Consider the following 26059-nt stretch of genomic DNA (forward strand, 5'->3'; position numbering starts at 1 on the left):
GGGCGGTATGCAGGTTGAGGGTTGTAGGTTGATGAGGTTGAGGGTTGTTGCCGACCGCTCAGCGGCTGGCGAAGTTATCCGGGCACCGCAACCGGCGCCCGATCGTGGAAAACTCGTTCGGCCTGCGCGATCAGGGCGCCAGAGGGATCACGACGATGCGGTCTGCAAGGAGCACATGCGCGGCGCCGCGCTCGATGCGCAGGTCGCGCGCCTCGTCCATGGCGATTGGCATGCTGATGGGCCGCAGGTCGAGCGTGCGCAGGTCGTAGCGCCATGCGCCGCGCGCATCGAGGCACACGAGCACGTCATCGCGCACCTGCATGCTGCGAGCGCCAACGATGGGGATGGTGCGCATGAAGGTGCCGAAGAGGTCGAAGACGTGGATGCCGCGCGCGGTGTCGTTGAGGTAAAGGCGGCTCTCGTGCTCGTGCATGGCGCTTGGCTCCGGTGCGAAGCCGAGCAATTGATCGAGCCGGCCGGTGTTGGCCAGCGGCCGCAGTTGGGCATCCACGCGGATCAGCGCCAGCTCGCGCTGATCGAAGAGCCAGAAGCCGTTCTGCACGCTCATGCACGCCAGCACGGCTTGCGGATAGCCATTGCGCGGCAGGTTGATCACGCTGCCCTGCACCGCGAGGGTGTTGTCGAGAACCGCCACTTGTCCTTGTTCCCGCGCGAAGACCATGGGCTTGAGCGAATAGAACGCGTCGATGGCATTGATGCGGCCGAAGGTCTTCAGGCTGTTGCGCAGCCACGATCGTCCTTTCGCATCATAGAGCACGAGTTCATCGCCTTGCAGCGCGTACACGTTCCCAAGCTCATCGGTGGTGAAGGCGTCGAACCGGCCTTCGATGGAATGGCCTTTCGCCGTGCTCGCTTCCTGCGCTGCGAGCGCACAGGGGAGCAGCAGCGATAGGAGCGCGTTGGCGTGGCGTGTCATGCGAGCGCTGGTGCGAGGATCGATTCGATCAGCACGCGGTCGTTGCACAGGCGGGGCACCTTGTTCTGCCCGCCGAGCTTGCCGCGCTCGCGCATCCACGCATGGAACGTGCCATGCGGAACAGCATGCACCACGGGCATGCGAAGGGCCATGTCGCCGCGTCGCTTGGCATCGTAGTCGCTGTTGAGCGCGCGCATGGCGGCATCAAGCGCACCGGTGAAGCGGTCGAGGTCCGCGGGTGCCTGCTCGAACTCGATGGCCCATTCGTGGCCGCCGCGCGCGCTGCCATCCATGAACACGGGCGCGGCGGTGTACTCGCGCACGACGGCACCGGTGGCCATGCACGCCGCCTCGATGCCGCGATCGGCGTTGTCAACGATGAGCTCCTCGCCGAAGGCATTGATGAAGCTCTTGGTGCGGCCGCTCACCTGTAATCGGTAGGGCTTCACGCTGGTGAAGCGCACGGTATCGCCGGGCAGGTAGCGCCACAGGCCTCCGTTGGTGCTGATCACTGGAGCATAGCTCACACCGGGCTCCACTTCATTCAGCAGCAGCGTGCGCGGCTTCGCGCACCCGAGCTCCGAGAGCGGCATGAATTCAAAGAAGATCCCGTAGTCGAGCATCAGCAGCATGTCGTCAGCGCCGTTGCGGTCCTGAATGGCGAAGGAGCCCTCGCTGGCGTTGTAGCTCTCGAGGTAGTTCATCTGCTCGCCCGGGATGATCTCGCGGAACTGCTCGCGGTAGGGCCTGAAGCTCACGCCGCCGTGCATGAAGAGCTCGAGGTTGGGCCACACCTGCAGGATGTCGCGCTTGCCGGTGAGCTCCAGGATGCGGTGGAGCAGCACGAGGGTCCAGCTGGGCACGCCGGCGATGCACCGCACATCCTCGCGCATGGTCTCTCGCGCCATGCGCTCGATCTTCTCCTCCCAATTCTCCATCAGCGCGGTCTCGATCACGGGCGTGCGCCGCACTTCGACCCACACGGGCAGGTTGCGGATGATGATGGCGCTGAGGTCGCCGGTGTACGCATCGGCGCGCAGGTGCTCGATGGCGCTGCTGCCGCCCACCACCAGGCTCATGCCTTGATAGAGCTTGCTCTCCGGACGCTGCTGGTAGTGCAGCGCGATCAGGTCCTTGCCGCCTTTGTAGTGGCAATCCTCCAAGGCCTCGCGGCTCACGGGGATGTACTTGCTGCGGTCGCTGGTGGTGCCGCTGCTCTTGGCGAACCACTTCATGTCCGTTGGCCAGAGCAGGTTCTGCTCGCCCTTGCGCAAGCGCGCCACGTAAGGCTTCACCGATTCGTAGTCCTGGATGGGCACCCGCTCCCGGTACTCATCCATGGTGGTGATGGAGGCGTAGTCGTATTGCCTTCCCCATTCGGTGTAGCGCGCCATGCGGAGCAGCGAGTGGAATTGCTCGAGCTGGGCCAGGTGCGGGTGGTCACGGAACAGCTCGATCTGCTGCAGCCGTTTCTTGATGAGGAATCCGAAGAGCGCGTTCAGGGGCATGGTGGGGGAGGCGCCTATCTTCCGCCGAAATGTAGTCGCCGCAGATGGATGATGGTAAGCCCCTGCTGAAGATGCGCTCAGTGCTGGCGCCCGATGGCACCGTGCGCTACGCCTTGCCCTTCGACCCGCCGATCGACCTGAGCGCCCGGGTGGGACAACCGCTGACCCTGCGCGCCACCGGCGCGCTGAGCTGCGTGAGCTGCGGCAAGCGCGTGAAGAAGCTCTTCCAGCAGGGCTTCTGCTACCCGTGCCTGGTGAGCGCGCCGGAGGCCGCGGAGTGCATCGTGCATCCTGAGCTGTGCCGCGCGCACCTTGGCGAAGGCCGTGATCCGCAATGGGAGCACGAGCATCACAACACCGAGCATGTGGTCTATCTGAGCTTCACCGGCAATGTGAAGGTGGGCGTCACGCGCGCCACGCAGGTGCCTACGCGGTGGATCGATCAGGGCGCTGTGGCGGCGCTCATCATCGCCCGGGTGCCCTACCGCCAGCTCGCAGGCCTCATCGAGGTCGACCTCAAGCGCATTTTCGCTGACAAGACGAATTGGCGCGCGATGCTGAAGGAGGTGGAGCCTGATGACGATGCATTGCGGGCCGCACGCGCGCAAGCCATAGGCGCCTTGCGCGCCGATCTGCAGGAGCACTTGCTGCACGCCTCGGAGCCGCAGGCGATCCGCTACCCGGTACTCGCCTATCCGCCGAAGGTCACGAGCCTATCCTTCGAGAAGCAGCCGGTGATCGGCGGCACCCTCATGGGCATCAAGGGCCAGTACCTGCTCTGGGAGGATGGCCGCGTGGTGAACATCCGCAACCAGAGCGGGGTGCATGTGGTGGTGGAGGGCTGAGGCACGACCGTAACCTTAGAGCGGGCCCTGCGTTACAGCACCCGGGTTTTGGTTAGATCAGGCAACTGATCACAAAGGGCAAGCGGGCGGTCGCCATACGGCGGCCGCCCGTGCTTGCTTCCGCAATAGGTTACTGGATGATCAGGTCGTAAGGCATGCGGGCCACGATGCCGGTCTGCTCCTTGGCTTCGCGTGCGCGCTGGTACTCCTTCAGCAGCTTGGCATCTTCGCCGAGGTACTCGCGCGCCACCCAGGCCTTGGTCTCGGTGTTGAGGTCCTTCAGCAATTTCTGCAGGAAGTCCTCCTGTTCGGGCAGCTCCACCTTGCGGTAGTCGCTGATGCCGGCCAGCGTGGCGGCGGCGCGAATGGCATCCTCCAGGCCGCCGAGCTCATCCACCAGGCCGCGCTCCTTGGCGTCGGTGCCTGTCCATACGCGGCCCTGACCGATGCTGTCCACTTGCGCGGTGGTGAGCTTGCGGCCCTCGGCCACGCGCTCCACGAAGCCGTCGTAGAAGTCATCGACCCACTGCTGCATCATGCGCCTCTCGGTCTCGGTCAAGGGGCGGCTCACGGTCATCATGTCGGCGTACTCGTGCGTCTTGGCGCCATCGAAGGTGATGCCCAGCTTGTTCTTGAAGAAGCCCTGCATGTTGGGGATGAGGCCGAACACGCCGATGCTGCCGGTGATGGTGGTGGGCTCCGCGTAGATCTTGGTGGCCGGCGCGCTGATGTAGTAGCCGCCGCTGGCAGCCACATCGCCCATGCTCACCACCAGAGGCTTCGCTTCGGCGGCGAGCTTCACCTCGCGCCAGATCACCTCGCTGGCCAATCCGCTCCCGCCGGGGCTGTTCACGCGCAGCACGATCGCTTTCACGGCGCTGTCCTCTCGCGCCTCGCGGATGGTGGCGGAGAGCGAGGTGCTCCCGATGCCATCATCGCCATCGCCGCTGGAGATGCCGCCTTCGGCATAGATTACCGCGAGCTTGGTCTTGGCATCGCCGTCCTCCTTCTTCTCCTCGGCGGTGCGCAGGTACTTGCCCAGGCTCACGAAGGCGATGTCCTTCTCCTTGTCGAGGCTCATGCGCTCCTTGATGTCGGCGAGCAGCTCGTCGCGGTACATCAGGGCGTCCACCAGCTTCAGGTCGCGGGCGGCCTCGTCGTCCTTGGCGGCGAAGGTGTTGGCGATGGTATCGAGCTCATTGGCGCTCAGACCCGTCTTCTCGCTCACGGCGGCACGGTGATCGGCCCAGAGCCCGCGCAGGATCAATTCGATCTGCGCGCGGTTGGCCGGGCTCATCTGCTCCTCGGTGTACACCTCGCCGAAGCTCTTGAACTTGTTGTTGCTCCCGCGGATGAACTGCATGTCGATGTCGAGCTTCTCGAAGAGGCCCTTGAGGAACATGTACTCGCTGTGCAGGCCGCGGTAATCGAGCATGCCCTTGGGCTGCAGGTACACCTGGTCGGCGGCGGTGGCCAGGTAGTAGCTGCCCTGCGTATAGAATTCGGCCCAGGCCACCACGGGCTTGCCGCTCTCCTTCTTGAACTCCATGATCTTGTTGCGGATCTCGCGCAGCGTGGCGAAGCCGGAGTTCACGCTGGTGAGGTCGAGGAAGATGCCTTCGATCTTCTCATCGGACTTGGCTTGATCCAAGGCCGCGAGCACTTGGTTGAGGCCGGTCTTCGATTCGCCTTGGAAGGGACCGAAGTCGAAGTCCATCTGCTCGTCGTCGCCGCGGTCAACGAGCTCGTTGTCTAGCGTGAGCTGCAGCACGGTGCCATCCTTGATCTTGGCGGGCTTGCCTTTGCTGCCCAGGCCGGCGGCGGCAGCTGCCAGCATGCCGATGAAGAGCACGATGAGCACCACGCCGATGAGCAGGGTGCCCAGCATGGAGGCGAACATGAATTTGAGGAATTGTCTCATGGGGGATCGGGGTCTGTGTTTGCGCCGACGAAACTAGGCGGCCCCTTGGTGCCGCGTGGATCCCATTACACCAACGGGGTGCACGTTGGATGGGAGGCCCCGGTAGCTTTGGCCCGATGGATGGATCGGACGAAGCCTTGCTCCTGTTGGGCGGCAACATCGGCGATGCGCGCGCCACCTTCGCGCAGGCCGAGCGCCTGATCGCGGAGCGCGCGGGGCCCATCCTTGCGCGCAGCCGCGACCATTGGACCGAGCCTTGGGGCTTCACGGACGAGCGGCTCTTCCTGAACCGGGCGCTGATCATCGGCACGCCGCACGAGCCTCGGCAGCTGATGGCCGTGCTGCTCGGCATCGAGGCCGAATTGGGCCGCACGCGCGAGCCGCAGGAGCGCTACACGGCGCGGAGCATCGACATCGACATCCTGCTCATCGGCGCCCGGGTCATCGATGTGCCCGGTCTCCTTGTTCCGCATCCGCGCATGCACGAGCGGGCCTTCGCCTTGGAGCCCGCCGCCGACATCGCGCCGCACTGGGTGCACCCGGTGCTGGGTCGCACGGTGTTCGAGCTGCTACGCGACCTTCGCGCCCTGCCTGCGGAAGCCGGTCCGGCATGAGCGCGCGTTACTCCTACATCGCCATCGAGGGCCTCATCGGCGCGGGCAAGACCACCTTGGCGCGGCGGCTCGCCGAGCGCTGGAATGGCCGCTTGGTGCTGGAGGAATTCGACGACAACCCCTTCCTGCCGCGCTTCTACCAGGAGCCCGAGCGTTACGCCTTCAGCGTGGAGCTGAGTTTCCTCGCGCAGCGCTACCACCAGCTCAAGCGCGTCACCGAGCAGGAGCTCTTCAGTCCGGTGACCGTGGCCGATTACAGCATCGGGAAATCGCTGGTGTTCGCGAACGCGACCTTGCCGCCCGACGAGCACGCCTTGTTCCGCGACCTGTACCAGATCATGTACGCCGACCTGCCGCAGCCACAGCTCATCGTGTACCTGCACCTGGGCATCGAACGGGTGCGTGAGCGGATCCGGCAGCGCGGGCGAGGCTACGAGCAGGCCATCGGGGCCGATTACCTCATGCGCTTGCAGGAGCGCTACATGGACCATTTGATGAAGACCACCGCCACCCGCGCCCTCATTGTTGACCTAGGCCATGCCGATCTGCTCCGCGATGAAGCCGCCTTCGTCCGGCTTTTGAGCCTGATGGACGAGGAAGCCCCGCTGGGTCACCGGGTGGTAAGCCTCTGAAGCGCACGGAACTGTGTGGAGAACTGCCCGTTGGATCGCAAGATTCACCGGAATGCCGTGTTTATACTTGCCGCCGAATTCACCCAACCCGCCATCTGAAATGGAAAAGCGCCACCTGAAAGGCCTTTCGCTCGTTGCCACCGCCGCTCTTGTGCTATACGGCTGCGGAGGGATCGGCAAAATGAAGAAGTATGCCGAGACCATCAAATACACCGTTGAGCCGAACCCGCTGATCGTGCAAGGCGATTCAGTGGCCGTGGCCATTAACGGGAGCTTCCCGGGCAAGTACTTCTATCGCAAGGCCCAAGTGGAACTCACCCCTACGCTCACCTATCCCGGTGGCGAGACCCCCTACAAGATGGTGGGCTTCCAGGGCGACAAGGCCGTGGGCAACTACACCGTGATCCCGTACGAGGCCGGCAAGAGCTTCAGCTACACGGGCAAAGTGGCCTTCACCCAAGCCATGGGCAACCAGAGCGAACTGGTGGTGAAGATCCTGGGCAAGCAGGGCACGAAGAAGGAGATGCCCTTCGACCCCTTCAAGCTGGCAGACGGTGTGATCACCACGCCTTATCTCTTGCTCAGCGATGACAAGGTCATCATGGCGAAGGACGCCTTCCAGCGTGTCACCAGCCACAGCGAGATGGCCACCATCAACTACCTCGTGAGCAGCAGCGTGGTGCGTCCGGGCGAGCTGAAGGACACCGACGTGAAGGCCATGGGCGATTGGCTGAAGGCTTCCGCACAGAATCCCAGCATCCAGATCAAAGGTGCCAGCTTCGATGCGTGGGCCAGTCCCGAGGGCGAATTGAGCAAGAACGAGAACCTGGCTGGTGATCGCGCGAAGAGCGCCATGTCCTGGCTGAAGGGCGAGCTGAAGCGCAACAAGATCAAGGCCGACAGCTTGGAGACCTTCTACACGGAGAACCCTCGCGGCGAGGATTGGGAAGGATTCAAGAGCGCCATGCAGGCCAGCTCCACCGTGCCTGACAAGGAACTGGTGCTGCGCGTGCTGGAGATGTACCCGGACCTGACCAAGCGCGAGGAGGAGATCCGCAACATGGCGGCCACCTACAAGGAGATCAGTGAGCAGATCCTGCCCCAGTTGCGCCGCAGCGAGATGCGCGTGAACTACGATCGCGTGGGCAAGTCCGATGAGCAGCTCATCAGCATGAGCAAGACCATGCCCGACAGCTTGAATGTGGAGGAGCTGCTCTTTAGCGCCACCCTCACCACCGACCTGAACGAGCAGCTGCGCATCTACCGTGAGGCCAGCCGCATCTTCCCCGCTGACTATCGGGGCCCGAACAACGCGGGTTATGTGCTCTACCAGCAGAACAAGATGGCTGAAGCCGAAGCCGAGTTCCAGAAGGCCAACAGCATCCAGGACAATCCCATCAGCACCAACAACCTGGGGGCGATCGCGCGCTTGAAGGGCGACCGCAAGAAGGCGATGGAGCTTTACCGCAAGGCCAGCGCCGCCGGTCCTGAGGTGAAGTACAACATGGGCATCATCAACATCCAGGATGGCGATTACGGCAGCGCCACCAGCAACATGGGCGGCATGAACACCTTCAATGCGGCGCTCGCGAAGACCTTGGGTGGCGATGCCGCCGGTGGCCAGAAGATCCTCGAAGGCAGCAGCGATAAGGACAGCGCTGCAGGCCACTATCTCATGGCCATCATCGGAGCCCGCCAGAGCAACGGCGACATGGTGCGCAACCACTTGGGCATGGCCGTGCAGAAGGATGCCAGCTTGCGTGAGAAGGCCATGAAGGACCTCGAGTTCCGCAACTTCAAAGGGCAGCTCGGCCTCTGAGCCGTTGCAACCCATCTGCCAGGAAGCCCCTTCGCATGCCGCGAAGGGGCTTCTTGCTTCTGGTGTGAATCGGCCTAAGGCTCTGATTCCATCTACGTCAATGCCATGAGGCCGCATCCGCAGACGTGCCCTAACGATCGGGGAATAGAAGCTGGGAAGCCCAGGTTGCGCGCCTGTTTCGGTGCGAGCCGCAGTGCAACGATGATATGCCACAATCGTGCGTCGCAGCTTGCTGATCGGCCCGGTCCCGACAGTGCGCTCAACGCTGATCCAAGGCGCGATTCCGATTGGAATCGCCGTGAGCCGGCGCTGGCTGAGAACAGCGAAGCCCCTTCGATTCGCGAAGGGGCCTCGATGCGGCGTGAGGTACGGTAAGGCGGTGCTACCTCACGCCACCTGAGGGTTCACACGGCCCACCTTGTGGGACTTGGGCAGGGGCGCTTGTCCGCGCAGCGGCCCGAGGTACTGCTCGTCGCTGAGCGCGAGGTTGAGGATGTAGAGGCCGTTGAAGACGATCACCAGCACCTTGTCGAGGAAGGAGGTCTTCCCGAAGCAGGCGATCACTTCCATCCACACCTTGGGGATGAAGTAGAGCTGGCCCCAGATGGGGATGAGCATCTTCCAACCATCGCTGGCCGGGCGGCCCACGATGCGCATGAAGACCACCACGTTCCAAACAGGGATGAAGGCGGCCAAGCCCGGCTGGCGGCACTTCTCATACAGGCGCCACTGGGCCAGGATCGCGATGGCGGCGATGAAGCCCAACGCATAGTAGAACGCGTTGCCCAAACGCAGGGTGTGATAGAAGTAGTCGTGGAAGGCAGACAAGTACTCCATGGCAAGCAGGTTTGTGGGGTGGTAAGGCCCCGATTGGCAGGTGGTTCCGTACAAATAGACGCCCCGGAAGGGGTCAAGTTGCCTTGCCAACGCAGGCATCTTTCCCCAGCGTACTGTGCATTCGGCCAACGGGCGGGGCTAATCGGCCAACGGCTGAAACGGCTGATGCTCAGGCGTGCGGCACCGCATAGGCCTTCACGTCCCCCTCGGTGATCTCCTTGCCGCTGAGGATCACCAGCCGCTCGATCACGTTGCGCAGCTCGCGCACGTTGCCGGTCCAAGGCAGCTTCTGGAGCTCCTTGATGGCCTTGTCGGCGATCTTCTTCGGTGCAATGCCTTGCTCGATGCACACCAAGCTGATGAAGTGCTCGGCCAGCAACGGTACATCATCGAGCCGCTCGCTGAGGCTGGGCACGTGAATGGGGATCACGCTGAGGCGGTGGTAGAGGTCCTCGCGGAAGTTGCCCTTCTCGATCTCCTTGCGCAGGTCCTTGTTGGTGGCGGCGATCACGCGCACGTTCACGCTCACGTCCTTGTCACCGCCCACCGGTGTGATGCGCCCTTCTTGCAAAGCGCGCAGCACCTTGGCCTGTGCGCTGAGGGCCATGTCGCCGATCTCGTCGAGGAAGAGGGTTCCGCCATCGGCCAGCTCGAACTTGCCCTTGCGGTCCTTGATGGCGCTGGTGAAGCTGCCCTTCATGTGGCCGAAGAGCTCGCTCTCGATCAATTCACCGGGGATGGCGGCGCAATTCACTTCGATGTAGGGCGCCTCGGCCCTGCTGCTCTTCTGATGGATGAGCCGGGCCACGCCCTCTTTGCCCGCCCCGTTGCCGCCGGTGATCAGCACGCGCGCATCGCTGGGGGCCACTTTCTCGATCATGTCGCGGATGGCTTGCAGGGCCTTGCTCTCACCGATCATCTGCACGCCGCCGAGCTTGCTCTTGCCCACCTTCTGGCGCAGCACTTTCGTTTCCTGCACCAGATTGCCACGATCCAGCGCGTTGCGCACGCTCACCAGGATGCGGCTGACGTTGGGCGGTTTCTCGATGAAGTCGAAGGCGCCCTTCTTCAGGGCATCAACGGCGGTGTCGATGGTTCCGTGGCCGCTGATCATCACCACGGGCAGTTCCTCGTTGTGGGCCTGCAGCTTGGTGAGCACCTCCAGCCCGTCCATCTTGGGCATCTTGATGTCGCAGAGCACCAGGTCGTACTTGCCCTTGATGGCCTTCTCGAGCCCGGCCATGCCGTCCTCGGCCTCTTCGACCTTGTGCTTCTCGTGCTCCAGGATATCGCGCAGCGCGGCGCGGATCGCTTTCTCGTCGTCGATGATGAGGATGCTGGCCATGGGTCTTCGTCCCGGCTTGACGGGAGCGGGCAAAGATGCGGATGGGAGCGCATGACTAGCTTGCGGCAACCGCACTGACCAGCAGCGTCTTTAAGAAAATCAAGCCCTTAAGAGCACCATGCCCTCTCGGATGCGACTTATCATAATCGCAGTTCTTCTGTTTTACGGGTTTTCCAGCCTAGCGCGGGCGCAGTGCAACCTCGCCATCACTTCCTTCACGGTACAGGAGGACTGCTCGAACGCGACCACACCTTTTGCCGGCGCATCTTGGAGTGGCGGCACCCCACCGTTCACCGTGCTTATTGTGACCAATACGGGCGGCGGAATCCAACAGCCCACATGGAGCACCTTTTGGAGCGGAGTGCTCATCGGCGCGGAATTCTCCTCGCAGGCAACGCTATCGGTGACTGATGCGATGGGTTGCACTGCGAACAGTTCCGCCCAATGGGTGAACCATGTGCCCATGCCGCCACAGGTTTCCTACACGGTCGATTGCACCGTGGGGCCAACGCTGCGCTGGTCCGGGAAGTACTACACCGGTATATCAACAGTTGAGTTCAGCGGTTGTTCCGGCCCTTTCGCATACAACATCGCCAATACAACAACGGGCGCCACGTGGAGTGGCGACATCGCGGCTGACTGGATCGCAGAGCCGTTCTCGGCCTGGCATTTCGGCTTGCCGCTGACCCCAGGGAACTATTTTGTGGACATCTTCCCGATCAACGCTCTGCCCGGACTTTCCTGCAATGCTGGCGCGCTGATAGAGTGCTATGTTCCCTCCCCGATCGCCTTGTCGGGCAATTCGAGTGATTGCGGCATCAACTTCAACCTGCGTGCGGCCCTTTCGGGACCATTGCCCAGCGGCACGCTCATGGGCGATCAGCTCCGCGCTGCCGGATTGGTCCCCGTTACCGAGCCGTTTTCTGCACAAGGCTATGCCTATGTCGGTTCGGCTCCTGGCACGGCGCTCACCCCCTCGCTCCTCATGACCACCGGCATCAACGCAATCGTTGATTGGGTCGTGGTGGAGTTGCGCAGCGCGGCGGATCCTACCGTCGTGCTCCATTCGCGCCCGGCGTTGATCCAGCGCGACGGCGATGTGGTGGGGATGAGCGGCAGCACGACCATCAACGCGCCTCTGCCATCAGGGAGCTACCACGTAGCCCTGCGGCATCGCAATCATTTGGGCATCATGACCGCTTCGCCGAGGCAGCTGCTCTGGGACCAGTCGAGCACCATGATCGATTTCCGACTGAGCAGCACGCCAACCTATGGCACGGGCGCGCGCACGGCGGTGGGCACCGTGCAGTGCCTATGGCCGGGTGATGCCGTTCCAGATGGCAACGTCCGGTATGTTGGCTCGAACAACGACCGCGACCCCATCCTGATCGCCATCGGCGGCAGCACGCCTACCAATGTGGTGAGCAACGTGTACAGCCCGCTAGATGTGAACCTGGACGGTAGCATCCGCTACGTGGGCGCGAACAACGACCGTGATCCGATCCTGACCACCGTTGGCGGGAGCACCCCGACGAATACGCGGGTGCAGCAACTTCCCTAGAGCACCACCGTCGCCGCGCCTTCCTTCAGAGCATACCTGCTCCAGGCCAGTTCGCGGATGCCCCCTGCGAGCAGCACGCGGTCCATCTGGATGAGCGCGTAGGGGATGGTGTCCACGCGGTGCTCGGGAAGGCCGGGCACCAGCAGTCGTTCAGAGCGGTCCATGCGGAGCAGGCGGTCCTTCAGGCCATCGAACTCGAGCGCTGAGAAGCGGAGCGTAACGGCATCCGGCGCGAGCGCTTCGCCACGTTCTGCGCTGATGATGCGCGCCAGTGAATCGAAGCTGCCCGCGCTGCCCACGAGCACATGCGGCTCCTGCCGCTCCACCACGGCGTAGAGGCCTTCGAGCTGATCGTCGAGGTGTGCAGCGAGGCGCGCTTCCTCCTCCACGGTGATGGGATCGCTGATCGGGATGCGCTCGCGCAAGCGCGTCACGCCGAGCTCGAAGCTGCGCTTCCACATCAGCGCCTTGTTGGTGGCGAGGATGAACTCCGTGCTGCCGCCACCGATGTCCATCACCAAGGAAGGCTGAGGACCGAAGGAGACGGCTTGGCGCACGCCCGCCAGGATCAGTTCGGCCTCCTGCTCGCCGGGGATGATGCGGATGGCGATGCCGAGCTCCTGCTTCGCGTTGCGCACGAAGTCCTCGCCATTGCGCGCGTTGCGCAGCATGCTGGTGCCGAAGCCGCGGATGATGCGCGCGCCATGCGATCGTGCTGTTTCCTTGTGCATCCGCAGCGCCTGCATGCCGCGCTCGAATGCGTCATCGGTGATCCTGCCCTGCTCGATGCCGCCCTTGCCCAGGAACACCGGCAGCTCCACGCTATGGATGATGCGCAGGCCGGCTTCGCCCTGCTCATAGACCAGCAGATTGAAGGTGTTGGTGCCGAGGTCGATGATTGCGTTCATCGCAGTTGACGGTTGGAGGTTGCTTCTGTGCGTGAGGCGATCAAACCCGGCCCGCCCATCCTTCAACCCTCAACCTGCCTTGTCATCCCGGGCTTGACCCGGGACAACCCTCAGCCTTTGTACAACAACCACCTTCCCAGCTCCTTCCAGCTCACCTTCTTGCCGTACATCAGGATGCCGGTGCGGTAGATGCGCCCAGCCAGCCAAACGCTTCCGATGAAGGTCAATACCAGCAGCGCCATGCTCAGCAGCAATTGCCACATCGGCACGGTGCCCATCACCACGCGCACCATCATCACGATCGGGGCGGTGAGCGGGATCATGCTTCCCCAGAAGACGGCCGGGCTCTCACTGTTCACAACGGCGAGCTGCGCGATGAAGATGGCCACGATCATCGGGATGGTGACCGGGAACATGAACTGCTGCGTGTCCGTCTCGCTATCCACCGCGCTGCCGATCGCGGCGAGCAAGCTGGCATAGAGCAGGTAGCCGCCCACGAAGAAGAAGGCGAAGACGGCGAGCACCAGCGGGACATTCACTTGCGCGATGAACTCCTCGACCTTATCGGCATCGACGGGCGCCGCCGCGGTCTGCGCCTGCGCAGCGATCAGCTGTTCCTGCACCTGGGTGGTCATGCCGCCCTCGGCCAGCACGGATGGATCGAATTTCGAACTGGCGAGCACGGCAAGGCCGATCACGAGCATCAGGGCGGTGATGCCGATCCAGAGCATGAACTGCGTGAAGCCCACCATGGCCACGCCCACGATCTTGCCCATCATGAGCTGGAATGGCCTCACGCTGCTGATGAGCACTTCCACGATCCGGCTCTGCTTCTCCTCCATCACGCCGCGCATCACCTGCACGCCGTACATGAAGATGAAGATGAACATGAAGTAGCCGAAGAAGAAGCCGATCATGGCCTTCGCATCGGCCATCGATTCCTTGCCCAGGTCCTTCACGTCGTAGAGCTTCAGGTCGAGCGGCTTGCGTACCCGTGCATACGCCTCGCGATCGATGCCCTCTTTCTGCAGCTTCGAGATCTCGAGGCTCTTCTCCAGTTCCGCGCGAATCCACTGCTTCGCGAACTCGCTCGGCTTGTTCTTGTAGATCAGGTCGGCGCGCGGGTTCTCGGTGATGCTGCCCTCCAGCAGCCGAACCTGGATGTTGTACGGGCTTTCCTTGAAAGCACTGTCCGTCCAGACGGTTCCATCCAGGAAGAAGGTGAGCCGAAGCGCCTTGTTGTCCTCGAGCCTGCGGCTGATGAGGCCCTCTTGGTCCACCACGAGGACCTTGTAGTCCGTGGCCTCCTGCATGCCTACCCAGGCCATGGCCATGACCGCGCCTGCGATCAGCAGCGGCCCCAAGATCGTCATGATCAGGAAGCTGGGCTTGCGCACGCGGGTGATGAACTCGCGCCAGATGATGAGCCGGATCTTGTTCATGGGAGGGAGAGCTTCGAGCCGCTAGCCACGAGCCACGAGCTTGAGACCATCCCGCATCCCAGCGATCGCAGCTCGTAGCTCGAAGCTAGCGGCTGTGCGTTTTCCATGTGGGTGGTCGTTTTCATTCCGTCATTCCAGCCGCTACTTCCTCCGGCTCGTGCTCGCTCACCACCTTGATGAAGATGTCGTGCATGCGCGGCACCTCCTCCTGCACGCCATGGATCTCCACGGAAGGCAGGAGCTGCTTCAGCACGTCGTTCAGCTTCGCATCCTTGGCCAGGCGAACGCGGGCGTGGCTGTATTCGCCATTCTCCTGCACATCGAGCAGCTCGCCGGTGAAGGCGAGGGCGTTGGCCAGGGCCACCTTGTTGCCCTTGTACTCGAGGCGGTAGGTGTTGTCGGCATACTGCCGGCGGATCTCGCGCACGTTGCCGTGCAGCATCAGCTTCGCCTTGTCGATGAGGCCGATGTGGTCGCACAATTCCTCCACGCTGGGCATGCTGTGCGTGCTGAGCATCACCGTGACGCCCGCATCGCGCAAGCGCAGGATCTCGCTGCGGATCAGCTCCGCATTGATCGGGTCGAAGCCGCTGAAGGGCTCGTCGAGGATGAGCAGCCTCGGCTCGTGCAGCACGGTGGTGATGAACTGCACCTTCTGGGCCATGCCCTTGCTGAGCTCCTCCACCTTCTTGTTCCACCAGCCCATCATATCCCAGCGCTCGAACCAATGCTTCAGGCGCTTCTGCGCCTCCGCCTTCTTCAGGCCTTTGAGCTGCGCGAGGTAGAGGGCCTGCTCGCCCACCTTCATCTTCTTGTAGAGTCCGCGCTCCTCAGGCAGGTAGCCGAGCTGGATCACGTCATCGGGGCCCATGGGCTGGCCGTTCAGCAGCACGCGGCCCTCATCCGGACCGGTGATGCGCGTGATGATGCGGATCAAGGTGGTCTTGCCCGCGCCATTGGGGCCCAGCAGCCCGAACACCTGTCCGGAGGGCACCTCCATGGTGATGCCATCGAGGGCGGTGAAGGCGCCGAAGCGCTTGCTGACCTGTTCTACGCGGAGCATGAGCGGCGGCGAAGGTATCGGCGTATTGGCGTGATGGGGCACCGCTCGAAGCGGTCACGCCGCCGCTCGTGTAGTGCGGCATGACCAAAAGCATGCGCACGCGGGCACGGGCTGGATACCTTGCCCCCATGGTGAGGGGAGCAGCTGCCAAGGTCACATCGGTGCTTCGGGATGTTGGCGAGCTCACGGCCTTCGCTGGGCGCTTCTTCCAACAGGCCGTCCACAAGCGCTTCGAGTGGCGCGAGTTCTTCCGGCAGTGCTACATCAACGGCACGCTCACCCTGCCGCTGGTGGGCATCACCGCCTTCATCATGGGCCTGGTGCTTACCGTGCAGAGCCGCCCGACGGTGGAACGATTCGGCGCCACGAGCATGCTTCCGGCCATGGTGGCCATCAGCGTGGTGCGCGAGATCGCTCCGGTGATCACCGCGATCATCGGAGCAGGCAAGATCGGCAGCAGCATGGGCGCCGAGCTGGGCAGCATGAAAGTGACCGAGCAGATCGATGCGATGGAGGTGAGCGGCACCAATCCCTTCCGCTACCTCGTGGTCACGCGGGTTTGGAGCACCACCTTGATGATTCCCGTCCTTGTGGTGATCAGCGATGCCATCGCCATCTGGGCCACCTGGATCGGCGTGAACATCAAGGACGACGTGAGCTGGGGGCTGTTCTACCGCCAGGTCTTCGAGTCGCTCGAGTTCTCCGATTTCCTCCCCGCCCTCATCAAGAGCTATTTCTTCGGCTTTGCCATCGGCATCGTGGGCTGCTACCGGGGCTACAACACGGAGAAGGGCACCGAGGGCGTAGGGCAGGCCGCGCATTCAGCGGTGGTCACGGCTTCACTGCTCATCTTCATCATCGATCTGATGGCCGTGCAGATCACCGACATCCTTGGACTGAACTGAGATGGACGCGCCGGCAAGCCTGGAGCATGCAGCGATGGGGATGACCGACGAATGCGTGGTGGAGGTGCGCGGGCTGCGCAAGGCCTTCGGCAGCAACGCGGTCCTGGACGGATTCGATCTGGATCTTCGCCGAGGCGAGAACCTCATGGTGCTCGGCAAGAGCGGCAGCGGAAAGAGCGTGCTCATCAAGTGCATCATGCGGCTGCTGGAAGCCGATGCCGGCACGATCCGCGTGCTCGGTCAGGATGTGCTGGCACTGGACCAGGACGCCCTCGACCGCCTGCGCGTGCGAATCGGATTCCTTTTCCAGAGCAGCGCGCTCTACGACAGCATGACGGTGGAGGAGAACCTCGAGTTCCCGCTGCGGCGCCATTGGATAGCGCGCAATCCCAAGCACACGGATGCGCTTGTCGATGAGGTGCTGGATGCCGTTGGCCTTCCGCATACGCGGCGGATGTACCCCAGCGAGCTCAGCGGCGGCATGAAGCGCCGCATCGGCCTTGCGCGCACGCTCATCCTGAAACCCGAGGTCGTGCTCTACGACGAGCCCACTACCGGGCTTGACCCCATCACGGGCAAGGAGATCGTGGAGCTGATCCTCAAGCTGCAGCGCGCCTACAACACCTCGTCGATCATCATCTCGCACGACCTCAATGTGGCCAAGCTGGCCGCCAACCGCATCATCGTGCTGCACGAGGGCCGCAACCATGTGGAGGGGAGCTACGCCGATCTTCGCGCCTCCAAAGACCCCGTGGTGCGCTCATTCTTCATCTTCATGTGATGGCCAAGGAAGGGAACGTTGCCGTGCGCCTGGGCCTCTTCGTGCTGGCAGGCACCGTGCTGCTCGTGCTCGGCCTTTATCTGTTGGGGAGCAAGCGCGGCCTCTTCAGCAGCACCATCACGGTAAGCGCTGAATTCCGGCAGGTGGGCGGATTGCGTCCCGGCAACAATGTGCGCTACGCGGGCATCAATGTGGGCACGGTGCAGCGCCTCACCATCATGAACGACAGCACGGTCCGGGTCGAAATCGCCCTGCGCGAGGACCAGGCGTCCCACATCCGCACGAATGCGATCGTGAGCATCGGCTCCGACGGCCTCATGGGGAACAAGCTCATGAACATCGAGCCCGGCGATGGCCCCGGTGCGCCCGTGACCGATGGCTCCGTGCTGCACACGTCGATTCCGCTGGATACCGACGCCATGCTGGAGACGCTCGACCGCACCAACGACAACCTTGCCGCCATCACCACCGACCTGCGCCTGCTCGCCGAGCGGCTCAATCGTCCCGGAAGCGTGCTCGACCTCTTCAGCGACACGGCGCTCGCCGCGCAGTTGCGGGGCTCGCTCTCGGAGTTGAATGCCACGGCCCAAGCGGCGCGCTCAGCCACCCAGCAGGCCAATGCCCTCATCGCTGACGTGCGCGGCGGGAAGGGTGCACTGGGCACGCTCATCGGTGATCCGGTGGCCGAGCAGCAGGTGAAGGGCCTGCTCCAGCAGTTGCAGCTTCTCAGCGATTCGCTGTCAAGCGCCGCTGGTGAGGTGGAGCGTTTCAGCACCGGGCTCAATGATCCCAAAGGCCTCGCGCATGCCCTCACGCAGGACACCATCATCGCCGGTGACGTGCGCCGCTCCATCGCCAACCTGGAGAAGGGAAGCGAAACGCTTAACGAGAACCTGAAGGCGCTGCAGCGCAACTGGCTCTTCCGGCGCTACTTCAAGGAGAAGGAGAAAGACCTGAAGCGCGACGGACGTTCAAGGGACTAGGACATGAAGCGGCTTCGTTCCTCTGGATTGGGCAGCCTGCAAGCATCCCGCTTCCCGAACCAGCTGTAGCGATTGCGGGCCACCCAATCGTAGACCGCATCGCGCAGCGCGCGCGGGAACACGAACCAGATGCGGTGCACGCGCCGCCAACCGCCCAGGTCGATGAGGATCCGGAGCGCAGCGGTGGATCGGGTGAGCACGACGCCCTCGCGGAGATAGATCACGCTGCTCAGCGCATCGGCGCGGCCGGCCGGCAGGCGTTCATGCGCGGTGCTGCCTTGCAGCGGCGCGAAGCGGAACATGCCGCCACGGTCGATCCGAAGCAAGCGATCCACGAAGCGGTTGCACAGCCCGCAAACGCCGTCGAAGAAGATGATGCGGTCCTGGTCTGCGGTCATATCGGCCGCAAGGTCCGAATGCCGGCTGACCCGCCGCCGTTCCTCCGCGAATAGGCCCCGCTCCTTGAACGGCACGTCACTTTCAACTAAGAATCTCGCCATACAACTATAATCATAGTTATAATTGCCGGCATGGAGCGATTGACGAAGGCCGAAGAGCAGGTGATGCAGGTGCTTTGGAGGCTTGGGCCATCCTTCGTGAAGGATGTGGTGGCGGCCATGCCGAAGCCCCGCCCGGCGGTGACCACGGTGAGCACCATCGTGCGCATCCTGGAGGAGAAGGGCTATGTGGGCCATGAGGCCTTCGGCCGCAGCCACCGCTATCATGCCCTGCTGAACAAGGACTCGTACGGGCAGGGCAACGCCAAGCGATTGCTGAAGGACTATTTCGGAGGATCTCCCCGCCAGCTGCTGAGCCACTTCATCGAGCGCGAAGAGCTGGACGCGCAAGAGCTGGAGGAACTGCTGAAGCTCATCCAAGCCAAGAAGAAGAACCGCTGACATGGACGCCCTGATCTACTACCTGAAAGCGAACCTCGTGTTCGTCGCGCTCCTCGGCGCTTACCATCTGGCGCTGCGACGCGAGACCTGGTATGCCGCGCGCCGTTTCTGGTTGCTTGCGTCCGCCTTGCTCGCCATTGCGCTGCCACTGCTGCCCTCCAGCCATCTGGCCGCAACAGCCATGACGATCCACTTGCCGGAAATCAGCAGCACCGGTTCATCGCTGCCCGGAGCGCATGGCACGGATTGGTTGCGCATCGCAGCGGCCGCGCACCTGGCGCTGACCGCCTTGCTGCTCATCGTGCTGATCGCGCGTAGTGTCACCGCTTTCCGCGCTGTCGCAGCTTCGTCCGGCGAAGCGCGCTCATTCTTCAACCGGATCCACATCCCTGCTTCGGTCGTGGAGCAGGATCAAGCCGCGCTGCTGGCGCATGAGCGCGTGCATGCTTCCCGCGGGCATTCTTTCGATGTGCTCCTCTATGAGACAGCTTCCGCGTTCTTCTGGAGCAATCCGGCCTGGCGACTGGCTTTGCGTGAGCTTCGGCTGGTGCATGAGCTCGAGGCGGATGCCATCGCCCGCATGAGCCACCCCCACTATGAAGCCCTGCTGCTCGCACAAGCATTCGGGGTGCCCACCTCCTCGCTCCTCAACTCGTTCGGATCAAACAACCTCAAACACCGCATGACCATGTTGAAGAACACCCGTTCCCCGCGCCTTGCGCGCCGCAAGCTCCTGCTCGGCATCCCGCTGCTCGCCTTCGCCGTGACGCTGTCCTCCTGGCAAGCCGCCCCGGCCATCATCGCCCCGGCATCCGAGGCGAAGACGTTTCCAGGAATCGATCAGCAACCGGAATTCCCCGGCGGACAAGAGGCCTTGATCAAGTACATCGGGGCGAATCTCACTTACCCGGCTTCCGCGAAGACGGATCGCATAGAAGGCAAGGTGTTCATCTCGTTCACGGTGAAATCCAATGGCCAAGTGGCCGATGCTTCCGTGAAGCGTGGCGTACGCGAGGACATCGACAATGAGGCGCTTCGCGTTGTGCGTGGCATGCCCGCATGGAAACCCGCCCAATCCGGCGGCAAGGCGGTGAATGCGCAGATGACCCTGCCCATCGCGTTCAAGCTTGAATAACGGCGATCGTCACATGCATCGGACGGCGCAAGCAAGGCCTTGCGCCGTTCTTCATTCATGTCTCATTGACCCACCTAGCGCTTCTTGCGCGAAGCCCCCTCGATGATCGCTGTCTTCTTGTGGGCCTTCGCTGCGCTCACGCTCATGAAGCGCCCGGTTATCGCGCTCCGGCCGATGCCGGCAGGCTTCTTTGCGCTGGCGGTCTTCTTGGCAACGGGTTTCTTCGCCATGACTTCCTTTTCAGCCAAAGTATCCGTTCCTGCATTGACCGCGGATGACGGATGACAGTCGGAAGCACTGGCAACGCTTGGTGAGGAGTGAGCTTATCGGGATGCCGCAGGTCGAGCCTTCAACGAGCGCGGGCCGGTTCTAAGGAACCGGCCCGCGCCTCATTGCTTCAATCCGTCCCTACTGCTGAATCATCAGACGCTCCGTGTACGTGTTGATACCGGCCGCGATATTCACCAGGTACATGCCGTTGGCCAGCTCCCCGTTGAGGGCGATGGCGGTGTTCACGTAGCCGTCCTGCACCCCGATGGTGCGCTGGGCTACGCGCTTGCCGAAGCTGTCGTAGATGTCCACGTTGATGCTCTCCACGCCCTCCTCAACGCTGCTCAGGCTCAAGAAGAGCTGATCGCCGTTGTTGGGGTTCGGGTACATCGCCACGCGGGCCTCGCTCGTCGCGGTGCTGCCGCCCTCTTCAGCCATGCCGAAGCTGCAGGTGGTGGTGAGCAGGCAGATGTCGCCGTAGGGGTCGCTGCTGTGGCACCAGGTGGAGCCATTGTCGAAGCTGGCGCGCACATCCACCTCGTAGGTCTTGCCGCAGGTGAGGCCGTTGGTGTTCACCCAGTACTGCCCGGTGGCGCTGGTCTTCACGATGGTGATGAACTCAGCCGGGATCCGGAAGCGGAACTGGTAGCGGTTCGCGTTCACCCAGTTGCAGTTGTTGTTCATGCGGCGCACGGGCTTGGCATGGACATACACGTTGGTGCCGATCGTACGGCTCTGTCCGCAGCTCAGGTACTGGTTGCCGGGCAGGTCCATGAGCTTGGTGCGGGGGCACTGGGCCTCCGTGCTGTTCACCACCAGGCGGCAGGCAGGGCCCCAGTTGTTGTAGGTGCCGTTCACGCGGCCGCGCACCTTCACGTTGTAGAAACCGCCCTCCACCAATTGGTTGCCGGTCCATGCGTTGAGCTGGAAGTGGGCCGCGCGGGTTGCGCTGGCCGGGAGGCCGTTGCTCGTGTTGTGGCTCTGGAAGCGCTTGAAGCTGTATCCGCCATTGGGCGCGTACCACCACATCTGGTAGCCGCTGTTGGCGTTGTTCACGCCGTACTCATCGCTCACGTCCTGGTTGGCATTGGCCACCACGAACTCGCCGCCGCAGGGGCTGATCTTCCAGTCGCGCCGGTCGCAGCTGGTGAAGATCAGGCGGTCGGTGCCCACGGGCAGGCAGAAGCCTTCGTTGGCAGCGATCTGGCTGGTGCCTCCGCTGGTGAAGCCGCCCTCGCCGAAGGTGCCGTAGAGGTTATCGATCAGGCGCACGCTGCTGTTGATCTTCAGCAGGTAGCCGCCGTTCACGATGCCGTCGCCCCCGCCATCGGTGACCACCAGGTAGAAGCAGCCATCCGGCAGGCAGGTGGCCTCAGAGCCGTTGCCGATCAAGGCGCCGCCACCGCTCTGCACCAGATTGCTGTTGCCTTGCTCGAAGATCTGCCACGTGAGGTCGTCGGTGCCATCGGCCTGGTACACGAAGTCCAGGTCGGTGGTGCAGATGATACCCGTAGGCGTTCCAGCGCAGACGCAATCCGCTCCCACCATGTCATTCTCGGTGGTTGGGTTATTGTCATTGCAGGCCATGCCGGGCTCAGGTCCGCCTGGGCACAGGTCGTCCGCATCGCATACACCGTCGTTGTCGGCATCGGCGAAGGTGCCGGCGCAATTGCAGTTGGCGTCATAGACGTCGCTCGCGGTGCACTCATCGTTGTCATCGCACGGCGTGCCCGGTTGAGCCGGACCGCCTGGAACGCCCTCGCAATCCTCGTTCGCCAAGGTTCCCACACACAGGCAGCTGGCGTTCACCATGTCATTCTCCGTGTCCGGATTGCCATCGTTGCAGGCGTTCCCGGGGACGAGGTTCGCCAGCAGCGGACATGGGTCGAGCGCGTCGCACAGACCATCGCCATCGGTATCCGGCGATGCAGTTGAGGTGAACTGCCGCGTGAGGGGCACCGACCACGTACCGCTCGCACCCTGGAAGCGGATGGCGAAGACGTGAGCACCTGCGGCAAGGCAGAGCGTGAGGTTGCTCGTCAGGTTCACGACTGTCCCAGCAGTAACGGTGCCCGAGACGCGGTTCGCGATGTCATCGTCGATCCAGTACTCGTATCCGGTCACCTCTCCTGTGCTCCGCGTGAAGATCCGCGAAACCGGCACACTGTACACATCGTTGGTGTCCTTGAATTGGATGGTGATCGTGTTGTAGTCCTTCGTGAGCGTCGGAAGCACCAGATTGCTCATGAGATTCACTTGAAGGCTCGGCCCGATGCCGTTCACCGTGGTCGCACCGGGATCATCGTTGATCCAATAGCGATACTCCTCGATCTGTTGCGCCCGCAGCTGGACCATGGCCAGCAGCGCAGGCAGTAGAAGGAAGCGCTTCATGGCCTAGTTCGGTTGGGCGATCACGGTGATGTTCACGGGCAGTTCACTGCTGCCGTTCGTGGCCGGCGCGACCGTCACGCTGCTGAAGTGCGGATTGAAGGGCACCGCGGCCGGCTTGAAGGGTGTGGAGCTGCCATAGATCCCCACGTCAGAACCATCGGTGGCCATGCCCACACCGTCGCTCGCGGCTTGTAGATGCAGATCGTCGTCCCAGGTGAAGTTGTTGTCCGCTTCGTCGATGAAGATGCTGTTCGCCGCCACACCGAGCACGTTGCCTGTTGATGCTGCTCCGGGGGTCATGTTGCTCACCAGGCCTGCGCTCACCAACAGGTTATTGATGAGAATGGCACCGTTACTTTGCCAGAATGGAGCTGAGGTGCGCGTGAAGATGGAGTTCTCTGCCGTGAATCCCTGGCTGTTTCCGATGCGCGTGCCCAGACCTACGCAATGGCGCAGGGTCAGTCCACCGCCACTGAACCCGCTCACCTCTGCTCCCGTGCCCGCTTGGTAATCGAGCACGCATCGTTCGAGTGTGGCGATCACGCCGGGCAGGCCACCCAGCGTGCTGTTGAACACGCATTCCTTGAAATCCGTGCTTGATGGCAGGCCGGGATTGACGTTGCTCGTATAAAGGGCCACAGGCCGAGTGAATATGCACCGCTCGAACAAGATGTCCTGCGGGTCGTCGTCGAGCGATGTGGTGCCATAGACCAGGCTTCCCGCAGGTGAGAAGATGATCCCGGTGAAGGTGCTTCCGCCGGCGTCCGTGGTGATGGAGATGCTTCCCGCGCCCGTGCTCACAGTTGTAGTACCAGTGGCCGCTGTGCTATCCGGGCCGATGCCGGCTCCGAAGAAGTGCAGCGTCTTGGTGATGGAGAAGGCCGATGCGGAGAAGAAGGTCCCCCCACTGAGGTAGACCTTATCGTTGGGCTGCGCGGCCGCAAGAGCTGCGGTGATGGTGGTGAACACTTGAGGTCCGCCAGCGCCCTCCACAACGATGCGGGGTGGTTGTGCCTTGGCCGTGCTTGAGAGCAGGCCCATGCCGAGGAGAAAGAGGGAGATCTTGGTTTTCATGGGGTAATGGTTTCGGGTTGGGGTGAAATGGGTTTTGGAACCGGCTGTTGCATGCTCATCGGTAAGTGCGGCCGATCGTGAACGATCGCCCTTACTGCTTCACGAATCGGGTGCTCCAGATGCGGTCCTCGTCCGTGATCCGCAGCAGGTAGCTGCCGCTTGCGAGGGCGCTGATGTCCCAGTTGCGGTAGGCGCTTCCGCTCACGCTCCAAGTGGAGAGGTCCTGCACCACGGCACCGCTCACATCGAGCACTTGCAGGTTCAGCGTACGCGCGGCATCGGCATTCAGCCGCAAGCCGAGCTGCTCGGTGATCGGATTCGGGAAGAGGACCAGGTCCGTAACACCCGGCAGCTCTTCAATGCCCACGAAGCTTTCGAAAGCCGTCGTGAGCGGTATGCTCCAGGTGCCATTGGCCCCGCTGAAGCGGATCGTGAAGGTGTGCGAGCCTGCGGGAACACCCGTGGGAAGGTCGGCGACCAGGTCCACCACCGTGTTCGGTCCGATGCTCCCGGTGTAGCTGTCGGCAATCTCGTCATCGATCCAGTATTCGTAGCCGTTCACCTCACCGGTGTTCTTCACGAATAGCACTGTCTGCGGCACGCTGTATTCGCCGAGCGCATCCACGAACTGGATGGTGACGGTGTTGTAGTCCTTGGTGAGCGTACCGGGGTCGATCACGCTGTTGAGGGTCACCTCCTGATCCGGCGCGACGGTGCCGGTGGTGAACGCCGCCGTGTTCTCGTTCATCCAATAGCGATAGCCAGTGATCGCAAAGCCGCTGCGGGTGAAGATCCGCGTATGGGGCACCGACCATTTCCCGTCGCTATCGACCGTCTGGAAGCTCAAGGTGTGGTAGCCACGCGTGAGCGCATTGGTGGAGAACGAAGCGGAGAGCTCGAGCTCGCTGGTGGGCGCCACGTTCGTCGTGATCGCGCTGGCGATGTCTTCATCGAACCAGTAGCGGTATCCCGTGATGTCCTGCGCTTGCAGGTGCGCCGTGGCTGCGATGGCCAGGGCGATGATCGCGCGTGCCATGACCTAGTTGGTTTGGGCGGCTACGCGGATGTTCACCGGAAGGTCGCCGTTGGGCAAGGTGCTCGTGGCGATGGTGGCGCTGCGGAAGTGCGGGTTGAAAGGCACCGCACCGGGCTTGAAGGGCGAACTGGAGCCATAGATCCCCGCATCGGTGCCGTCGGTCGCCATGCCGATGCCCTGGCTGCCGGGTTGCAGATGCAGATCGTCGTCCCAGGTGAAATTATTGTCCAGCTCATTGATGAAGATCGTGCCCTGCGCCACGCCCAGCACATTCCCCGTGGCCGATGCCGGCGACATGTTGCTGACGAGACCGGTGCATACGCACATGTTGTTGGTCAGTATCGCCCCGTTGCTCTGCCAGAATGGGGCAGTGGTCTTGGTGTAGATGCAGTTCTCCGAGGTCACGCCCGGGCTGTTCCCCACGCGCATGTTCAAGCCGACGCAATGACGAAGGGTAAGGCCGCCAGCGAACGCGTTGACTTCGGCACCGGTGCCCACCGAGTAATCGATGATGCAGCGATCCAATGTCACCGAGCACGCTGTACCCAGGCCGCTTAGGCTGGAATAGAACACGCACTCCTTCATGATCGTGCTCGATGTGCAACCAGCAGCGTCTGCGAAGACCACGGGCGTCGCGAAGGTGCAGCGGTCGAAGACCAGGTTCGTAGGATCATCGTCCGCATCCGTGGTACCATACTCGACATTGGATGAGGGCGAGAAGATGATTCCGGTGAAGGTGCTTCCGCTGGCGGGGGTGGTGATGAGGATGCTGCCGGACGTCGTACTTAGCGTGGTGACGCCTGTGACCGCTGTGCTGTCCGGGCCGATGCCAGCGCCAATGAAATGCAAAGGCACGCCGATAGTGACAGCCGCGGGGGAAATGAAGGTGCCGCCGCTGAAGTAGAGCCTGTCATTGGGCTGCGCTGCTGCTAGCGCGACATTGATGTCCGCGAAGACCTGCGGCGCTCCGCTGCCTTGCAGCACGATACGCTGGAGTTGGGCTTGGGTCGCGCTTCCTAGCAGGAGGCCGCCCGCGATAAGGGAAAGGGTCTTGTGTCGCATGGGTAGAGGTGTTTGGTTCACCCATGCATCGGGGAGACCTTCCGGATGTGAACGATCACAGCCTGAAAAAGCGGAACCCCGGCCATCTGAC

24 protein-coding genes are annotated in these 26059 nt (G+C 62.8%); 10 read left to right on the top strand and 14 right to left on the bottom strand.

From position 1 onward, the window contains the following. Positions 1 to 130: 130 nt before the first annotated feature. Positions 131 to 937 carry a hypothetical protein gene (locus tag IPK70_02855; GenBank protein ID MBK8226099.1) on the bottom strand — a complete coding sequence of 269 codons (807 nt, stop codon included), beginning with the start codon at positions 935 to 937 and terminating at the stop codon, positions 131 to 133. After that, positions 934 to 2445, bottom strand: a complete 1512-nt coding sequence (locus IPK70_02860; GenBank protein ID MBK8226100.1) for a GH3 auxin-responsive promoter family protein — start codon at positions 2443 to 2445, stop codon at positions 934 to 936. Before IPK70_02860 ends, IPK70_02855 begins: the two co-directional genes overlap by 4 nt. Positions 2446 to 2489: 44 nt before the next feature. Between IPK70_02860 and IPK70_02865 the strand changes: the two genes are divergently transcribed. Next, positions 2490 to 3290 carry a DUF2797 domain-containing protein gene (locus IPK70_02865; protein MBK8226101.1) on the top strand — a complete coding sequence of 267 codons (801 nt, stop codon included), beginning with the start codon at positions 2490 to 2492 and terminating at the stop codon, positions 3288 to 3290. A gap of 130 nt (positions 3291 to 3420) precedes the next feature. Here IPK70_02865 and sppA read toward each other — a convergent pair whose 3' ends face one another. Further along, on the bottom strand, positions 3421 to 5211 hold the full coding sequence (gene sppA, locus IPK70_02870) for a signal peptide peptidase SppA (GenBank protein MBK8226102.1): 1791 nt from the start codon (positions 5209 to 5211) through the stop codon (positions 3421 to 3423). 116 nt (positions 5212 to 5327) lie between these two features. Between sppA and folK the strand changes: the two genes are divergently transcribed. The 3 genes from folK to IPK70_02885 all read left to right on the top strand — a co-directional run bounded on the left by folK (position 5328) and on the right by IPK70_02885 (position 8276). Then, positions 5328 to 5825 (top strand): 2-amino-4-hydroxy-6-hydroxymethyldihydropteridine diphosphokinase, encoded by a 498-nt coding sequence (gene folK, locus IPK70_02875; GenBank protein MBK8226103.1) that lies wholly within the window; start codon positions 5328 to 5330, stop codon positions 5823 to 5825. Next, positions 5822 to 6457: a deoxynucleoside kinase gene (locus IPK70_02880; protein ID MBK8226104.1), complete on the top strand. Its 636-nt coding sequence runs from the start codon at positions 5822 to 5824 to the stop codon at positions 6455 to 6457. The genes folK and IPK70_02880 overlap by 4 nt, the downstream gene beginning before the upstream one ends. A 100-nt stretch (positions 6458 to 6557) precedes the next feature. Further along, positions 6558 to 8276 carry a hypothetical protein gene (locus IPK70_02885; protein MBK8226105.1) on the top strand — a complete coding sequence of 573 codons (1719 nt, stop codon included), beginning with the start codon at positions 6558 to 6560 and terminating at the stop codon, positions 8274 to 8276. 387 nt (positions 8277 to 8663) lie between these two features. Here the strand turns inward: IPK70_02885 and IPK70_02890 are convergent, their stop codons facing one another. Together IPK70_02890 and IPK70_02895 are read right to left on the bottom strand one after the other, a co-directional pair. Further along, positions 8664 to 9113: a hypothetical protein gene (locus tag IPK70_02890; protein ID MBK8226106.1), complete on the bottom strand. Its 450-nt coding sequence runs from the start codon at positions 9111 to 9113 to the stop codon at positions 8664 to 8666. Between the two features lie 169 nt (positions 9114 to 9282). After that, entirely contained in the window at positions 9283 to 10458 is a 1176-nt protein-coding gene (locus IPK70_02895) for a sigma-54-dependent Fis family transcriptional regulator (GenBank protein MBK8226107.1), read from the bottom strand. Positions 10459 to 10921: 463 nt separating this feature from the next. Between IPK70_02895 and IPK70_02900 the strand changes: the two genes are divergently transcribed. Beyond that, the gene (locus tag IPK70_02900; GenBank protein ID MBK8226108.1) at positions 10922 to 12019 is read left to right on the top strand and encodes a hypothetical protein; all 1098 of its coding nucleotides are present in this window, start codon (positions 10922 to 10924) and stop codon (positions 12017 to 12019) included. Here the strand turns inward: IPK70_02900 and IPK70_02905 are convergent. The 3 genes from IPK70_02905 to IPK70_02915 form a co-directional block, all read right to left on the bottom strand. After that, positions 12016 to 12927, bottom strand: a complete 912-nt coding sequence (locus IPK70_02905) for a phosphatase (protein MBK8226109.1) — start codon at positions 12925 to 12927, stop codon at positions 12016 to 12018. The genes IPK70_02900 and IPK70_02905 overlap by 4 nt on opposite strands. A gap of 110 nt (positions 12928 to 13037) precedes the next feature. Beyond that, on the bottom strand, positions 13038 to 14369 hold the full coding sequence (locus IPK70_02910; protein MBK8226110.1) for an ABC transporter permease: 1332 nt from the start codon (positions 14367 to 14369) through the stop codon (positions 13038 to 13040). Positions 14370 to 14490: 121 nt separating this feature from the next. Continuing rightward, a complete protein-coding gene (locus IPK70_02915; protein MBK8226111.1) occupies positions 14491 to 15432 on the bottom strand; it encodes an ATP-binding cassette domain-containing protein in 942 nt (313 codons plus the stop codon). A gap of 128 nt (positions 15433 to 15560) precedes the next feature. On the opposite strand from IPK70_02915, the gene IPK70_02920 reads away from it, so the two are divergent. From IPK70_02920 to IPK70_02930, 3 genes are read left to right on the top strand one after another with little or no spacing between them, the layout of a single operon-like run. Then, positions 15561 to 16337 carry an ABC transporter permease gene (locus IPK70_02920; GenBank protein MBK8226112.1) on the top strand — a complete coding sequence of 259 codons (777 nt, stop codon included), beginning with the start codon at positions 15561 to 15563 and terminating at the stop codon, positions 16335 to 16337. Between the two features lie 40 nt (positions 16338 to 16377). Next, positions 16378 to 17118 carry an ATP-binding cassette domain-containing protein gene (locus IPK70_02925; GenBank protein MBK8226113.1) on the top strand — a complete coding sequence of 247 codons (741 nt, stop codon included), beginning with the start codon at positions 16378 to 16380 and terminating at the stop codon, positions 17116 to 17118. Further along, positions 17118 to 18101, top strand: a complete 984-nt coding sequence (locus tag IPK70_02930) for an MCE family protein (GenBank protein MBK8226114.1) — start codon at positions 17118 to 17120, stop codon at positions 18099 to 18101. The genes IPK70_02925 and IPK70_02930 overlap by 1 nt, the downstream gene beginning before the upstream one ends. On the opposite strand, the gene IPK70_02935 is transcribed toward IPK70_02930, so the two are convergent. Then, positions 18098 to 18499: a DUF393 domain-containing protein gene (locus tag IPK70_02935; GenBank protein ID MBK8226115.1), complete on the bottom strand. Its 402-nt coding sequence runs from the start codon at positions 18497 to 18499 to the stop codon at positions 18098 to 18100. The genes IPK70_02930 and IPK70_02935 overlap by 4 nt on opposite strands. Positions 18500 to 18631: 132 nt before the next feature. On the opposite strand from IPK70_02935, the gene IPK70_02940 reads away from it, so the two are divergent. Continuing rightward, positions 18632 to 19000 (top strand): BlaI/MecI/CopY family transcriptional regulator, encoded by a 369-nt coding sequence (locus tag IPK70_02940; protein ID MBK8226116.1) that lies wholly within the window; start codon positions 18632 to 18634, stop codon positions 18998 to 19000. 1 nt (position 19001) lies between these two features. Continuing rightward, the gene (locus IPK70_02945; GenBank protein MBK8226117.1) at positions 19002 to 20135 is read left to right on the top strand and encodes a TonB family protein; all 1134 of its coding nucleotides are present in this window, start codon (positions 19002 to 19004) and stop codon (positions 20133 to 20135) included. Positions 20136 to 20209: 74 nt separating this feature from the next. Here the strand turns inward: IPK70_02945 and IPK70_02950 are convergent, their stop codons facing one another. From IPK70_02950 to IPK70_02970, 5 genes are all read right to left on the bottom strand, one after another. Further along, a complete protein-coding gene (locus IPK70_02950) occupies positions 20210 to 20365 on the bottom strand; it encodes a hypothetical protein (protein MBK8226118.1) in 156 nt (51 codons plus the stop codon). Positions 20366 to 20543: 178 nt separating this feature from the next. After that, positions 20544 to 22796 (bottom strand): T9SS type A sorting domain-containing protein, encoded by a 2253-nt coding sequence (locus tag IPK70_02955; protein MBK8226119.1) that lies wholly within the window; start codon positions 22794 to 22796, stop codon positions 20544 to 20546. Positions 22797 to 22799: 3 nt separating this feature from the next. Continuing rightward, complete coding sequence (locus IPK70_02960; protein ID MBK8226120.1) at positions 22800 to 23870, bottom strand: hypothetical protein; 1071 nt, start codon at positions 23868 to 23870, stop codon at positions 22800 to 22802. A gap of 91 nt (positions 23871 to 23961) precedes the next feature. Beyond that, positions 23962 to 24906, bottom strand: coding sequence for a T9SS type A sorting domain-containing protein (locus IPK70_02965; protein MBK8226121.1), 945 nt, complete (start codon positions 24904 to 24906; stop codon positions 23962 to 23964). A gap of 3 nt (positions 24907 to 24909) precedes the next feature. Beyond that, complete coding sequence (locus IPK70_02970; protein MBK8226122.1) at positions 24910 to 25968, bottom strand: hypothetical protein; 1059 nt, start codon at positions 25966 to 25968, stop codon at positions 24910 to 24912. Between the last annotated feature and the right edge of the window lie 91 nt (positions 25969 to 26059).

It is taken from the genome of Flavobacteriales bacterium, assembly GCA_016712535.1.
Classification (GTDB): Bacteria; Bacteroidota; Bacteroidia; order Flavobacteriales_F; family PHOS-HE28; genus PHOS-HE28.

Excerpts from the sequence above, each read along its gene's own strand:
- IPK70_02855 (MBK8226099.1), bottom strand. The coding sequence starts at position 937 with ATGACACGCCACGCCAACGCGCTCCTATCGCTGCTGCTCCCCTGTGCG.
- IPK70_02860 (MBK8226100.1), bottom strand. The coding sequence starts at position 2,445 with ATGCCCCTGAACGCGCTCTTCGGATTCCTCATCAAGAAACGGCTGCAG.
- IPK70_02865 (MBK8226101.1), top strand. The coding sequence starts at position 2,490 with ATGGATGATGGTAAGCCCCTGCTGAAGATGCGCTCAGTGCTGGCGCCC.
- sppA (MBK8226102.1), bottom strand. The coding sequence starts at position 5,211 with ATGAGACAATTCCTCAAATTCATGTTCGCCTCCATGCTGGGCACCCTG.
- folK (MBK8226103.1), top strand. The coding sequence starts at position 5,328 with ATGGATGGATCGGACGAAGCCTTGCTCCTGTTGGGCGGCAACATCGGC.
- IPK70_02880 (MBK8226104.1), top strand. The coding sequence starts at position 5,822 with ATGAGCGCGCGTTACTCCTACATCGCCATCGAGGGCCTCATCGGCGCG.
- IPK70_02885 (MBK8226105.1), top strand. The coding sequence starts at position 6,558 with ATGGAAAAGCGCCACCTGAAAGGCCTTTCGCTCGTTGCCACCGCCGCT.
- IPK70_02890 (MBK8226106.1), bottom strand. The coding sequence starts at position 9,113 with ATGGAGTACTTGTCTGCCTTCCACGACTACTTCTATCACACCCTGCGT.
- IPK70_02895 (MBK8226107.1), bottom strand. The coding sequence starts at position 10,458 with ATGGCCAGCATCCTCATCATCGACGACGAGAAAGCGATCCGCGCCGCG.
- IPK70_02900 (MBK8226108.1), top strand. The coding sequence starts at position 10,922 with ATGCCGCCACAGGTTTCCTACACGGTCGATTGCACCGTGGGGCCAACG.
- IPK70_02905 (MBK8226109.1), bottom strand. The coding sequence starts at position 12,927 with ATGAACGCAATCATCGACCTCGGCACCAACACCTTCAATCTGCTGGTC.
- IPK70_02910 (MBK8226110.1), bottom strand. The coding sequence starts at position 14,369 with ATGAACAAGATCCGGCTCATCATCTGGCGCGAGTTCATCACCCGCGTG.
- IPK70_02915 (MBK8226111.1), bottom strand. The coding sequence starts at position 15,432 with ATGCTCCGCGTAGAACAGGTCAGCAAGCGCTTCGGCGCCTTCACCGCC.
- IPK70_02920 (MBK8226112.1), top strand. The coding sequence starts at position 15,561 with ATGGTGAGGGGAGCAGCTGCCAAGGTCACATCGGTGCTTCGGGATGTT.
- IPK70_02925 (MBK8226113.1), top strand. The coding sequence starts at position 16,378 with ATGACCGACGAATGCGTGGTGGAGGTGCGCGGGCTGCGCAAGGCCTTC.
- IPK70_02930 (MBK8226114.1), top strand. The coding sequence starts at position 17,118 with ATGGCCAAGGAAGGGAACGTTGCCGTGCGCCTGGGCCTCTTCGTGCTG.
- IPK70_02935 (MBK8226115.1), bottom strand. The coding sequence starts at position 18,499 with ATGACCGCAGACCAGGACCGCATCATCTTCTTCGACGGCGTTTGCGGG.
- IPK70_02940 (MBK8226116.1), top strand. The coding sequence starts at position 18,632 with ATGGAGCGATTGACGAAGGCCGAAGAGCAGGTGATGCAGGTGCTTTGG.
- IPK70_02945 (MBK8226117.1), top strand. The coding sequence starts at position 19,002 with ATGGACGCCCTGATCTACTACCTGAAAGCGAACCTCGTGTTCGTCGCG.
- IPK70_02950 (MBK8226118.1), bottom strand. The coding sequence starts at position 20,365 with ATGGCGAAGAAACCCGTTGCCAAGAAGACCGCCAGCGCAAAGAAGCCT.
- IPK70_02955 (MBK8226119.1), bottom strand. The coding sequence starts at position 22,796 with ATGAAGCGCTTCCTTCTACTGCCTGCGCTGCTGGCCATGGTCCAGCTG.
- IPK70_02960 (MBK8226120.1), bottom strand. The coding sequence starts at position 23,870 with ATGAAAACCAAGATCTCCCTCTTTCTCCTCGGCATGGGCCTGCTCTCA.
- IPK70_02965 (MBK8226121.1), bottom strand. The coding sequence starts at position 24,906 with ATGGCACGCGCGATCATCGCCCTGGCCATCGCAGCCACGGCGCACCTG.
- IPK70_02970 (MBK8226122.1), bottom strand. The coding sequence starts at position 25,968 with ATGCGACACAAGACCCTTTCCCTTATCGCGGGCGGCCTCCTGCTAGGA.